General features: G+C 55.4%; 9 protein-coding genes. 4 read left to right on the top strand and 5 right to left on the bottom strand.

The genetic code is table 11. From position 1 onward, the window contains the following. Nucleotides 1-49 precede the first annotated feature (49 nt). Together ACEW8J_RS15080 and ACEW8J_RS15075 are read right to left on the bottom strand one after the other, a co-directional pair. Complete coding sequence (locus ACEW8J_RS15080) at nucleotides 50-739, bottom strand: TetR/AcrR family transcriptional regulator (protein ID WP_373492463.1); 690 nt, start codon at nucleotides 737-739, stop codon at nucleotides 50-52. Between the two features lie 46 nt (nucleotides 740-785). Further along, on the bottom strand, nucleotides 786-2,960 hold the full coding sequence (locus tag ACEW8J_RS15075; protein ID WP_373492462.1) for a TonB-dependent receptor: 2,175 nt from the start codon (nucleotides 2,958-2,960) through the stop codon (nucleotides 786-788). Nucleotides 2,961-3,185: 225 nt separating this feature from the next. On the opposite strand from ACEW8J_RS15075, the gene ACEW8J_RS15070 reads away from it, so the two are divergent. Continuing rightward, the gene (locus ACEW8J_RS15070) at nucleotides 3,186-4,610 is read left to right on the top strand and encodes an aldehyde dehydrogenase family protein (protein ID WP_373492461.1); all 1,425 of its coding nucleotides are present in this window, start codon (nucleotides 3,186-3,188) and stop codon (nucleotides 4,608-4,610) included. A gap of 491 nt (nucleotides 4,611-5,101) precedes the next feature. Here ACEW8J_RS15070 and ACEW8J_RS15065 read toward each other — a convergent pair whose 3' ends face one another. Further along, nucleotides 5,102-6,346 (bottom strand): sensor histidine kinase, encoded by a 1,245-nt coding sequence (locus ACEW8J_RS15065; RefSeq protein ID WP_373492460.1) that lies wholly within the window; start codon nucleotides 6,344-6,346, stop codon nucleotides 5,102-5,104. A gap of 431 nt (nucleotides 6,347-6,777) precedes the next feature. Between ACEW8J_RS15065 and ACEW8J_RS15060 the strand changes: the two genes are divergently transcribed. The 3 genes from ACEW8J_RS15060 to ACEW8J_RS15050 are packed head-to-tail and all read left to right on the top strand — an operon-like array spanning nucleotide 6,778 to nucleotide 10,422. Beyond that, the gene (locus ACEW8J_RS15060) at nucleotides 6,778-7,812 is read left to right on the top strand and encodes an extracellular solute-binding protein (RefSeq protein ID WP_373492459.1); all 1,035 of its coding nucleotides are present in this window, start codon (nucleotides 6,778-6,780) and stop codon (nucleotides 7,810-7,812) included. Beyond that, nucleotides 7,803-9,386 carry an ABC transporter permease gene (locus ACEW8J_RS15055; RefSeq protein ID WP_373492458.1) on the top strand — a complete coding sequence of 528 codons (1,584 nt, stop codon included), beginning with the start codon at nucleotides 7,803-7,805 and terminating at the stop codon, nucleotides 9,384-9,386. Before ACEW8J_RS15060 ends, ACEW8J_RS15055 begins: the two co-directional genes overlap by 10 nt. Before the next feature lie 10 nt (nucleotides 9,387-9,396). Further along, on the top strand, nucleotides 9,397-10,422 hold the full coding sequence (locus ACEW8J_RS15050; protein ID WP_373492457.1) for an ABC transporter ATP-binding protein: 1,026 nt from the start codon (nucleotides 9,397-9,399) through the stop codon (nucleotides 10,420-10,422). A 52-nt stretch (nucleotides 10,423-10,474) separates the two neighbouring features. Here the strand turns inward: ACEW8J_RS15050 and ACEW8J_RS15045 are convergent, their stop codons facing one another. Further along, nucleotides 10,475-11,662 carry an ATP-binding protein gene (locus ACEW8J_RS15045; protein ID WP_373492456.1) on the bottom strand — a complete coding sequence of 396 codons (1,188 nt, stop codon included), beginning with the start codon at nucleotides 11,660-11,662 and terminating at the stop codon, nucleotides 10,475-10,477. Next, entirely contained in the window at nucleotides 11,646-12,167 is a 522-nt protein-coding gene (locus ACEW8J_RS15040; RefSeq protein WP_373492475.1) for a response regulator transcription factor, read from the bottom strand. Before ACEW8J_RS15040 ends, ACEW8J_RS15045 begins: the two co-directional genes overlap by 17 nt. Between the last annotated feature and the right edge of the window lie 16 nt (nucleotides 12,168-12,183).

The following is a 12,183-nucleotide window of genomic DNA, read 5'->3' as shown; positions in this document are numbered from 1 at the left end:
GTCACCTGCCAGGCAAAGCGGGGCGCAGTTGACGACCCGTTTTGTCCGGTTACGAAGAGATTTTCTTCCTTGTGGTTTTTTCCGATATGTCCCTCGTCCCTGGTTTCGCAGAAACGGAGGTTTCTTTTTCGTCTGGAAGCAGCGTGATCTTCAGAACGGCTTCGATATGTCTCTCGATCTCGTCTTCATCGAAAACATCAATGTCAAAAGCACGCTTGATTTGCGGAGCTATCAGGAAAATATTCTTGGCTGCTGTGATGTTGATATACTGCAAATACATCGGTGAAACGTCGGCCCGATACACACCCTGTTCCTGCGCCAGTGCCGCGCGCGCGATCGCTCGTGACGTATAAGGTCGAATGAAATTTTCGACCAGCCAGTCGAGCCTCTCACTTTCATGCATTGTTTCAAAAAAGATAATGCGGCTCAGTTCCGGATGTCGTGCGGAAAAACGGATATAGTTGGTCGCGCTGTTAACGATCTGCTCACGCGGGCTCATGTTCTCCCATCCTGCCTCGTCTTGATGTACCGCTTCCTCGAGTAATTTGTACAAATAGGCGACAGCAGCGCGCCAGAGCTCATCTTTCGATGAGTAATGATATTTGATGGAACCGTGATTGACCCCTGCCTCATCGGCAATCTTGCGTACCGACGTTCCTGCAAAGCCGAATTTTCCGAACTGCACGACCGCCGCCTCAAGCAGTTTCGACCGTGTGTCCAATTCTAGACCAGTACCCATAAAGTCTCCGTAATTGGCTGTGGGCGCTGCCCACAGCCATCCTTCGTTAAAATGATTTCGTTACCCGTATACCCCATTGCCGGGGTTCTCCGACAAAGCGGTTCACGATACCGCCAAATAGCCCCAGTGAAAGTCCCCCGGTAAAATATTCCTTGTCGAGAATATTGGTACCGAAAAGCGCGATGTTCAGTCCTCCATAAGCTTCCAGATCCAGATCAATCTGTCCGTTCAGGAGTCCGAAAGAAGGGATTGAGCCTTCTCCTGGATCAAGAATTGCAACTACAGCCGGCGCAGCAATGACCGCTTGGCCAATGTAAAAATAATTGGCTTGCACGCCCAGCTTGGTGCCCTCTGAGATTTCATGTTCATAGCGACCGGACAAGCTTAATTGCCATTTGGGTCCGCCTAGTGGTTCATCGGTCCGGTCGATTGGATTGCCTGCAGCATCAAAATCCGGGAAAGAGTCAAATTGTGCGTTGGTATAGCCTACCGATGCGCCCAAAGTCAGACCTTCCACCGGATTGGCCTGTAATTCTCCCTCAAAACCCCAAATCGTGGCTTCGGCGGCGTTTCGCAAAATCGTGGTCGGAACACCGCCCGGCCCAACGCTGTTGGGATCAAAGGATGTCCGCTGGATATTGGTGTAGTCACTATAAAAGACCGACGAATTGAACCGTAAACGATTATCGAACAAATCCGCTTTCAGGCCAGCTTCGTAGTTGAGAACAAATTCGGGACTGACGATCGTTGTCAGGACATCCTGGTCGATGGCTCCGCTGCGGAACCCCCGGGACACGCTGACATATAATAAAGTTTCATCCGTCGGCTTGAAATCAACGCTGGCAAGCCATGAAAAGGCATCAAAATCGGCGCTATTCTGGAGTATCCCGGTCGGAACAGGAGAAACGTCCCGCACTTCGCGAGTTTCATCGGTGTAGCGAAGGCCAAGCGTCACTTTCAACTGGTCAGTAATCGCAAAACTGTTCTGGGTGAACAAGGACCAGCCTTCATTTTTTGCGGCTGTCGTCTGAAACCCGCCAACATTGTCAATGTCCTCACCAGATTCCGTCGAATAGAATGCACCGACCTGCCAGTCCAGACGGTCATCGAGCGCGGTTCCTGACAAGCGCATTTCCTGGGCAAAGAGATCGGAATTCTGGCCTATCGTTATGGACGTGCCAGGGGCAGACTGCACCAGGGTCAACGCATTTTGTTCCCGATAACTTGTGATGGATTGCAAAGTGGCGCTGCCCAGATCCAGGGAGGCAGTGGCATTGATATTAAATTCATCGGCACGAGCAAACGGAGCCTCGGCTCGAAAATCATTGCCCACGTAAAAATCGTCACCCGGGGTTTTGAGAGCGATCGGAATAACGACAAACCCCAAGTCCAGAAATGCTGAGCGCAATGACCGGAAAATGGAAGTGGACTCGTCCACATCGTGATAGTCTGCGTTCACCCGAATGGAAAACTTGTCGCTTGGTTCAAATAGCAACGAGCCGCGAAGAAATATTTCATTGTCGTCGGCAAGCTCTCGTCCGGTCCCGGAACCGATGCCGAAGCCGTCGCGATGGGTTAAAGCGGCACCAAGGCGAATGCCGAGCTTGTCTTGAACGAGCGGCACATTGGCGACCAGTTGCGCATCCGTGCGATCATATGAACCATAAGTAAACTGCCCGTATCCGCTGATTTCGTCGAGGTCTGGCCCCTTGGTTATGACATTGACGACACCGCCGGTTGTATTCTTGCCATATAATGTCCCCTGCGGACCCTTTAGAACCTCAATCCGTTCAATATCGAACAGGTTTGAAAACAGACTGGTACCGCGCGTGATCGGGGCACCATTGATATTGATGCCAACGGCCTGATCGGTATTCAAAGTAAGGAATCCGGCTGTCTGCCCTCTAATCGTCAAATTGGCAAATAACGAACCTGTTGCCCCGTTCGGTCGGATATCGAAGTTGGGAGTCAATTGCGCGATATCCGCAAATTCGGTCAAACCAGCCTCTTCAAAAGTTTCACCGGAAAAGGCGGTGATCGAAACAGGCACGTCCTGCAAATTCTCTTCGGCCTTCCGCGCAGTAACAACAATTTCGCTATTTTGCGCGAATGCAGGAGCACTCGCTGCCCCCACAACGCTGACCATCGCCAATGTTAGCAAGCTAACTTTTACAGAATTTCTGGCCTTCCTGTTCATAATTTCCCCTCCTGCTTTCAGCATTTTTTGTGATTCCGGTGATCATAATTTTATGGTCCGAAATTTCGTCGCTGTTTGAAGTCCACTTTTCCGTGGACCGATGCTTGGGTATGACGCTGGTTATTTATACGCTACTATTAATATTGATACGATCGGATAAATAATCATCCCTATGGATTATGCTAGGTGACGATCGCTGAAAAGCGAGCATGCTGAGGAAACGGTAAAATGCCGACTTGGGAGAGTGAAATGCAAAAATATCTGCAACATTATATCAATGGCCAATGGGTGGATTCTATTGGTGGAACCTTGCATTCGGTTATCAATCCAGCGACCGAGGAACCCGGCACCGAAATAACGATGGGAACGGTGGCCGACGTTAACGCTGCCGTGGCAGCGGCGAAATCCGCGTTTGATTCATATAGTCAAACCAGCCGCGAGGAACGGCTCGCATTGCTCGGTCGGATCGTTGAGGAATATCAAAAACGGATGCCCGACATCGCCCGGTCTCTAGCGGAGGAAATGGGTGCGCCGGTAAGTTTGGGTGCAGCGGCGCAGGCACCGGCGGGTCTGGGTGGCTTTATCGGTACGATCGCCGCGCTGGAAAACTTCCAGTTTTCCGAACGCCAGGGCCTCAACACAATCGTTTATGAACCGATCGGGGTCATCGGTATGATTACGCCATGGAACTGGCCGTTGAACCAGATTGTTCTGAAAGTGGCACCAGCGCTCGCCGGTGGCAATACGATGGTCTTGAAGCCGTCAGAGGAATGTCCGGGAAATGCGGCGATACTGGCAGAAATCATGAATGCAGCGGGCGTCCCTCCCGGTGTTTTCAACCTGGTCCAGGGCGACGGTCCGACGGTTGGCGCCCGCATCGCGGCCCATCCCGATATCGATATGGTGAGCTTTACCGGCTCCACCCGTGCTGGAATATTGGTAGCAAAAGCCGCTGCCGACACGGTAAAGCGGGTGCATCAGGAACTGGGTGGGAAATCACCAAATCTGGTTTTGCCCGGAGCAGACCTGGCGGCGGTTTTACCGCCGACCGTTGCCGGCGTTCTGATCAACACCGGGCAGAGCTGCATCGCTCCGACAAAGGTGCTCGTGCATAGCAGCCAAACTGTCGAAGCGAGCAAAATGATCAGCGATATTTTTGCCGCACAGGAAGTTGGAGACCCGTTGAGCGAAGGCGGTCATCTCGGCCCGGTCGTCAACAAAACACAATATGATAAAATCCAGGATCTGATCCAGTCAGCAATCGATCAGGGCGCGACGCTGGAAACCGGCGGCACCGGACTGCCAACCAATGTCAACCGCGGCTTCTACGTAAAACCGACTGTCTTCAGCGGCGTTAGTTCTGATATGCGCATCGCCAGAGAAGAAATTTTCGGGCCGGTCATCACTGTCATGACCTATGAAAATGTCGACGATGCGATAAGAACCGCAAATGACACTGAATATGGCCTGTCTGCTGTCATATCGGGAGACCCGGCCGAAGCCGCTAAAATTGCACCGCGATTGCGCGCTGGAATGGTGGCAATCAACGACTGGGCACCGGCTCCCGGAGCGCCTTTCGGCGGATATAAACAATCAGGAAATGGCCGCGAAGGCGGCGTCTACGGCCTGAAAGAATTTATGGAAATGAAGTCGATCAGCGGTATTCCTGACTGAACATCGACTGATATCCACAACGGGTCCGACGCTTAGAAGGCCCGAAACATGATTTTTATCTTTAATCAGTAGGTCGCTGGTTCCAACCCAGCAGGGCTTACCATATGCTGTTTTTAAATCGATTTTTGAATGACGTGAAATTCAGAACGAATTGACACCCAACCAAAAGATGTTGAGCGAAGCGTCGGTGGGGGAACGGATCACAGATAACTGGTTTCTCCATTCGACCAGGCACAGTCACTTGCGGGATCGGCGTGCCCCGGTTTTTTCATCAAGAAATTTGTCGCGGATTTAGCTTGGTTCCTCCACCAGATCGCCTGCCGCTCGATTACATCGTTAAACTCAACGTATGTTAACGATATCGACCAAGACTTCATTCCAGCCTATATCTTTTTCTGTCGATATCGATCGCGTCACGAGCGATTGCCGATGGCATGACCATAAAATTCAAATTTGTTGACTTGTTTCCGGAACCAGACAAGCTACTCGCGCTATTGTCCGTCAGGAAGCGAACGGGAATCCGGTGCTGTGATGGGCAGCGTGAACGAGAGCGATGCCCCTCCGCCCGGCAGGTTTTTGGCTGTGATATGGCCGCCGTGCGCTTCCACGATCGTTCGCGAAATCGAAAGACCAATGCCCAGACCGTCCGGTTTGGTTGTGACAAAGGATTCAAAAACATTGGCAAGAATGTCATCGGCGATCCCCGGGCCGGTGTCGGCGACGCTAATCTCGATCTGCCGATCGTCTGTCGAACTGCCGATGGTGATGTGACAAGGCTTGCCGGCAGCGGCCTCGGATGCATTGCGGATCAGGTTGGCCAGGACATGCTGGATCTGAATGTAATCGGCAGTGATCGGCACTGCCGGAGCAATATCGTAGGTGGCGGACAGGTTGGTCGCTCCTGTGGTCGCGAGGGCGAGGGCTTCTTTCACCACTTGCTCCAGTTCGAATTGGATCTTCACAATCGGCACTCTGCCGACCATGTCGCGAACCAGATGAATGATCCCACCCGCACGCAATGTCGACTGCAAGGCGGCATCGAGACAACTGGACAGCTCTGGCGTGACCGTTCCAGATGATGCAATACCGATCGCCGCCGATATATAGTTGGATGCCGCGGCCAGAGGCTGATTAACCTCATGAGCGAGGTTTGAAGCCATCGCCTCCATCGCACTCATCCGGGACAGGTAAATCAACTCTGTTTGCAAAGATTGGACCTTCTCCTGTGCCGCCCGCTCGGCCGAAATATCCTGCTTCGTTCCGAAAATGCGGACTGATTGACCTTCGACCTGTTCAACGTCCGCGGTCAGGCGAATCCAGTTTTTCTTGCCACTGGCAGGGCAAATCAGCACGTCGATTGTGAACCCGGTGCCATCCCGTATCGCTTCGCTGCGCAGCCGCTCCATCGCGCCGCGCGACATCTCGTCGTAGAGATGAAGCGTATCGCTCCGGTTGATCACGGTCCCCCTCGGAATTTCGAACAGGTCGTAGACCGTGTCGGTCCACGTCAGATTTCCGTTCGCGAGATCGCATTCCCAGACGCCGATTTTAGCGAGCTTCGAGATACGGTCATACATCGTCCTGAAATGAATGTCCGAGGGAACATGCTGGCCCGGCTCTCTCATCCCACCTGCGATATCGTCAGTCATTGCCCTATCCACCCCAATTTCCGTGCGTCGGCGCGCACCATTGCAAAACGCGGTGCCGGCATCAAATCCTGAACGCGCGTAAGCCACGGGACATTTGTTTGCTCTGCAAAAAAATATCACGCCCGCGCTGCCGGAATGAATTGACGGCGGGTCAAATCCAGGACCCGCCGCCGAGCGAAATGACCAGATTTCGCAATCGATGGTATATGAGGCCGCGCGTTAATCTGCTATCTTTAAACTAACCGTAAGACTACGGTATCCGTACTCACTGACAGGAATGATCCGAAATTCGGTTTGCCGGACGCTGCGCCAAGCAGCCCCCGTTCCATCCGCGCCTGTGCTGGCACTCGCAATCACATCATGTCCAACAATTGGCCCAAAGGCCCCTCTCAGGGACAATCGGAAGCCTAGCGAAATACCAGCAGCCCGATGATAATCCATCAGAGCATTTGCAAATGGTTCGCAACAAGGTTAGCCAGCTAGAATTCTAGATTCGAAAATTCAGGAGGTATCATTCTGTGGCACTGCGCACTTTTGTAACAACCCTGTTGGGAGCTATTTTGCTTGCTGGCTGCTCTGGTGCCAACGAGGATACAGAGCTTCAGGAAGTGAACCTCTATTCGGCCCGGCACTATGATAGTGATTTGCCGCTATATGAGCGCTTCACGGAATTAACCGGGATCAAGATCAACCGTATCGAAGGCAATGCTGACCAGCTTATCGCCCGGATGAAAAGCGAAGGGACGAACAGTCCAGCAGACGTGTTGATCGCGGCGGATGCCGGCGCGCTTTGGCGGGCACAGGAAGCTGGATTGTTTCAACCTGTTCAGTCGGAGACCCTGACCAGCCGTATTCCGGCAAACCTGCGCGAACCTGATGGCAACTGGTATGGTTTCATGCGGCGCGCGCGGATCGTCGCCTATGACGCCGCAAAGGTGAAGCCGGAAGAGATTGACGATTACGCCAAGCTTGCCGAACCACGCTTCCGGGGCAAGCTTTGCGTGCGTTCGTCGGACAGTGTCTATAATCTTTCACTGGTCGGCGCGCTGATTGAAGCTTGGGGCGAGAAGCGTGCGGAGCAATGGGTCAGCGGCATTGTCGCCAATATGGCGCGCCCGCCGGAGGGAGGCGATCGCGACCAGATCCGCGCTGTCGGTGCTGGCGTTTGCGAAGTCGCGCTGACCAATAGTTATTATTATATTCGTATGGCCAGCAGCGATGACGAAGCCGATCGTAAATTGACCCAGCGAGTCAAGCTTGGATTTCCAAGCCTGGACGGCAAAGGTGCCCATGTGAATATCTCTGGCGGCGGCGTTGCTGTCAACGCGCCGAACAAGGCCAATGCCGTGCGTTTGCTCGAGTTCTTTGCATCAGCAGAGGCGCAAAGTCATATTGCCGCCGAAAATAACGAGTTTCCCGCTTCACCGGATGTCACCGCACCATCCCCTGTCGATAGCTATTCCAACTTCACGGCAAATCCGATGGGCGTGGCTGCCTTCGCGGCTCGGCAGCCTGAGGCGCAATCCTTGATGAGCGCGGCGGGGTGGCGATAAAAGCGACGTTCGCCAGCCAGCGGCGCATCTCGGTTCCTGCCGCCCTTGCGGCGATCGCCGGATTGGTGGCCCTGTTGCCGCTGATCGGGGTGGTCGCGGCTGCGTTATTTGGAGAAACGGCCGACATCGCCGCTCGCGATGTTTTTCGCTATGCGGCGACCTCAGCCTGGCTCGCGCTTTTCGTGGGCCTGGCTACCGCCGTGCTCGGCACGCTCGCGGCCTGGTTCATAGTCATGCACCGCTTTCCAGGCCGGGATCTCTTCGCCTGGGCACTGGCCTTGCCGCTCGCGGTCCCGGCCTTCGCGCTGGCCTATGGCTATGCCGATCTGTTTGACGTTGCCGGGCCGCTGCGCATGTCGATGCGCGGCAATCTCGGCTTTGACCTGCCATTTGGGATGCGCGGGTTCGGCGGGGCGGTGTTCGTGCTCTCCTGCGCCTTTTATCCTTATGTCTATCTTGCAATGCGGGCCGCCTTCCTCAATCAGTCGGTAAACGTCGCGGAAGCGGCGCGGACGCTCGGCTGTGACGGTTGGCATTCTTTATATCGGGTAGCCCTGCCCATGGCGCGGCCGGCGCTGGCAGCAGGCGTTGCCCTCGCGGTGATGGAGACTCTGGCCGATTACGGAGCGGTTCAGTTCCTCAGCGTGCAAACATTGACCACGGGCATCGTGCGGTCATGGTCGGTCTATGGCTCCACTGTGAGTGCCGCCCGATTGGCTCTGCCCTTGCTTGCAACGGCTGCGCTGCTGCTGTGGATTGAACGACGGGGCCGCCAGGGACGCACGCACGAATCGGGCAATGCCCGCTGGCGGCCGCTGGACGTGAAACAACTGTCTGGCAGCCAGGGTTGGCTCGCCGCGGCTTTCTGTCTTGCGCTTGTCTCGGCCGGACTTCTGCTACCGGTGGGCTGGCTATTATGGAACGCGCTGGAGACGAATCCGGACTGGCCTCGCCTGTTGCGAGCCGGAGGCCATAGCCTGATGCTTGGCCTCATGGGCGCACTTGTCACCGTGATGCTTGCCACCATGCTGGCACTGGGCACACGACGCCTGCCGATGGCCGCACGACTGGCAAGCCTGGGCTATGCGACACCCGGCGCCGTGATGGCGATCGGCCTGCTCGCACCGGCCGGTATTCTGTGGAATCTGATGCCGGATTCGGGATATGGTATCGCGATCGCCCTTCTGGTTTATGCTTATGCCGCTCGCCTGATGGCCGCCGCGCTCGAACCGATTGACGCGGGGCTGACCCGCGTAACCCCGTCGATGATCTATGCCGCGCGCAGCCTTGGCCGTAGCGAGACAAGCAGCGCCTTTGCCGTCGAGTTGCCCGTGGCTCGCGGTGCCATGCTCACCGCCAGTCTCATCGTCTTCATCGACGTGCTCAAGGAATTGCCGGCGACGTTGATCCTGCGGCCTTTCAATTTCGACACGCTCGCAGTCTTGGCCAATAATTATGCGCTGGATGAGAGGCTGGAGCAGGCCGGAACTCCGTCAATCCTAATCGTTCTGCTATCATTACCGGCGGTGATATGGCTGACGCGCAAGATTGCTTTCTCCCGGCCCGGCGCATAAGCGAAGTTCCATGCCTGTTCCCTCCCTCACCGTGCGCGGCGTTTCGCGGAATTATGAAAAGCGCAGTGCCGTTGCGAATGCGACGCTGACTCTACAGGCGGGACGGATAACATGTCTGCTTGGTCCATCAGGCTGCGGCAAGAGCACTTTGCTGCGCCTGATCGCAGGTCTCGAGCCGGTCGATGATGGAGAGATAGAGATTGGCGGCACATTGATGTCCGCACGGGGCATCAATGTGCCGCCTGAAAATCGCAGTATCGGGCTTGTGTTTCAGGATTTTGCCTTGTTCCCGCATCTGAGCGTGGAGGACAATATGGGTTTCGGCTTGAAAACATTGTCGCCGTCCGAACGGCAGGAACGCGTCACCACGCTGTCCGCGCAATTTCATCTGGAAACGCTTGCTGGCAAATGGCCGCATACGCTTTCCGGCGGGGAACAGCAGCGGGTCGCCATTGCCCGCGCGCTGGCACGATCTCCGTCGGTATTGCTGCTGGACGAACCCTTTTCCGGCCTCGATGGCCATTTGCGCGCCAACGTGCGGAAATCCGTGCTGGCCGACCTGCGGGCCACGGGTACCGCGGTCCTGATCGTGACCCATGACCCCGAAGAGGCAATGCTGATCGCAGACGAGTTGGCTTTGATGGCGGATGGTCGCATCCTTCAGACTGGAAGTCCGCAAGAATGTTATCTGCGACCGGTCTCGATCGACGCGGCGCGGTTGCTCGGCGAAGCTACCGTCCTGCCCGTGCGCATCAGCGGCGGCGTTGCTCACACCCCTTTCGGCGGCATCCCGGCCCCGGACATGCCTGATGGCCAGGCCAAGGCGATGATCCGGTCTGAAGCACTGCGCTTGGATGAAGCCGGTGTTCTGGCGGAGGTGTTGGAAGTGCGGTTTGGCGGAGCCTTTCAAATTGTCACTCTGGCATCACAGGATGTCGTCATCACTGCCCACATGACCGGGTCATTGGTGCCGGAAGCTGGGACAAAGGTGAACGTTTCCCTCAATCCGGCCCGCACGGTCCTCTATCCGAACTGAAGGTCCGCCTGATTCGCCGCGATCTGGAATGCCGTCGTTGTGCTGCGATGGGCTAGATGTCCATTTTTTCCGGTTTGTCTGGACGCAACAGGGGTAGGGTAAAGCGGAAGTCCGTGATCCCCGGCGCGGACCGGGCCAGCCAGATTTCTCCCCCCTGTGCTTCAATGATCGTGCGGCTGATCGAAAGACCGATTCCCATGCCCGCGGCTTTCGCGGTCATGACCGCTGAAAAAACGCTTTCACGCACATCGTCGGTGATCCCGCAGCCATTGTCCTGAACACTGATCTCAGCGAAACCCTCACGTTCTTCGGCGCGTACGATAATTTCGGGACCGTCTATTTTTTCCAACGCCTCGATCGAATTGCGTAACAGATTGATGATCACTTGCTGGATCTGAATCGGATCTACCCAGACGGTGATATCCAATGGTTCGACTATCGTTCGCAGATGAATCATCCTGGAATTTTCAATACCGCGAGCGATTGCACAGCTATCGTCGATCAATTCGGCGAGCGATGTCTCGCATCCGCGAAGATCCCCTCTCCCGACCAGTTCGCGCAGCCGGCGAATGATGTCGCCGGCCCGCAGTGTATTTTCTTCCGCGGCTGTCAGTGCTTCCTGAAGAGCGGCCATATCGGCCGCTTTTTCTGATCGGGAAAGGCGGCGCGAAGCGCGCATGTAATTGGCGGCGGCGGTAAGGGGTTGACTCAGCTCATGGGCGATCATCGAACTCATCGTCCCCATCGCGTTGAGCCGGGACACCAGTGCCAGCTGATTCTGGGTTTTTCGCAGCGATTGTTTGACCAGATGAAGCTCGGTCACATCGATCATTGCACCCACGGCCCGCACGGCAACACCATCTTCGTCGTGCAAGATAAAGGCTCGGTCATAGATATAGACAAAATCGCCATCGGCCTTGCAGAACCGATATTCCACTGCACAATATTTTCTCCCGCTGCGAATGGCTGCGGTAAAGGCCGCCACCGTAGCGTCCCGGTCATCCGGGTGGATCCGGTCTTCCCACCATTTGATATTGGGGTGGGCCGCCCAGTCGTCATAGCCAAATTTGGCCGCTTTCGGGCTAAGCTCCAGATGATTGGATTTCAGATCCCAATCCCAGATCGTGTCTTCGGTTGCCAGTGCAATGAGAAATGCTCGCTCCTGGGCTGCTGCCAAGCCGCCAGGCTCTTCGTCCAGATCGGCTGTGCCGACGCCTGGACGATCAGTTGTTGACATCATCACCATCGCGGTCGGCGGAAGCAGAAGTGAGCTCAGCATCATTGGCGAGGCGCACCACCTCTGCGATGCTTTTTACTTTCAGCTTCGCCAGCGCATTGGCCCGATGCATTTCGACGGTGCGGACACTGAGCGACAAGTCGTGCGCTGCGGCCTTGTTGGAAATGCCTTGCATCAAGACATTGATAACTTCCGTTTCTCGCGGGCTGAGCAGACCAAAAAGGTCGCGCGCAGCGTTGCGAACGACAACGGTCTTGGTTCCAGCGGCAAGCTGGGAAAAAGCGTTTTGAAGACAGGCTTGCAGCGTTTCAAACTCAAAAGGCTTTTCGAGAAATTCAATCGCGCCCAATTTTATGACCTGAACCGCGATGGGAATGTCGCCATGTGCCGTCATCGCGATCACGGGCCAATCAATATCCCGCTCGCGCAGCCGGTTCATGAGTTCAACGCCATCGATTTTCGGCATACGAATATCGAGCAGGATCGGCGCGGGCTCAAGACTGTCCAGACTATCCAGAAAATCG

The organism is Parasphingorhabdus sp. (genome assembly GCF_041748495.1).
Lineage (GTDB): Bacteria > Pseudomonadota > Alphaproteobacteria > Sphingomonadales > Sphingomonadaceae > Parasphingorhabdus.
The sequence above is the reverse complement of the archived record's forward strand: the minus strand, read 5'-3'. Positions and strand labels throughout refer to the sequence as shown.

Excerpts from the sequence above, each read along its gene's own strand:
- ACEW8J_RS15075 (WP_373492462.1), bottom strand. The coding sequence starts at position 2,960 with ATGCTGAAAGCAGGAGGGGAAATTATGAACAGGAAGGCCAGAAATTCT.
- ACEW8J_RS15080 (WP_373492463.1), bottom strand. The coding sequence starts at position 739 with ATGGGTACTGGTCTAGAATTGGACACACGGTCGAAACTGCTTGAGGCG.
- ACEW8J_RS15050 (WP_373492457.1), top strand. The coding sequence starts at position 9,397 with ATGCCTGTTCCCTCCCTCACCGTGCGCGGCGTTTCGCGGAATTATGAA.
- ACEW8J_RS15045 (WP_373492456.1), bottom strand. The coding sequence starts at position 11,662 with ATGATGTCAACAACTGATCGTCCAGGCGTCGGCACAGCCGATCTGGAC.
- ACEW8J_RS15070 (WP_373492461.1), top strand. The coding sequence starts at position 3,186 with ATGCAAAAATATCTGCAACATTATATCAATGGCCAATGGGTGGATTCT.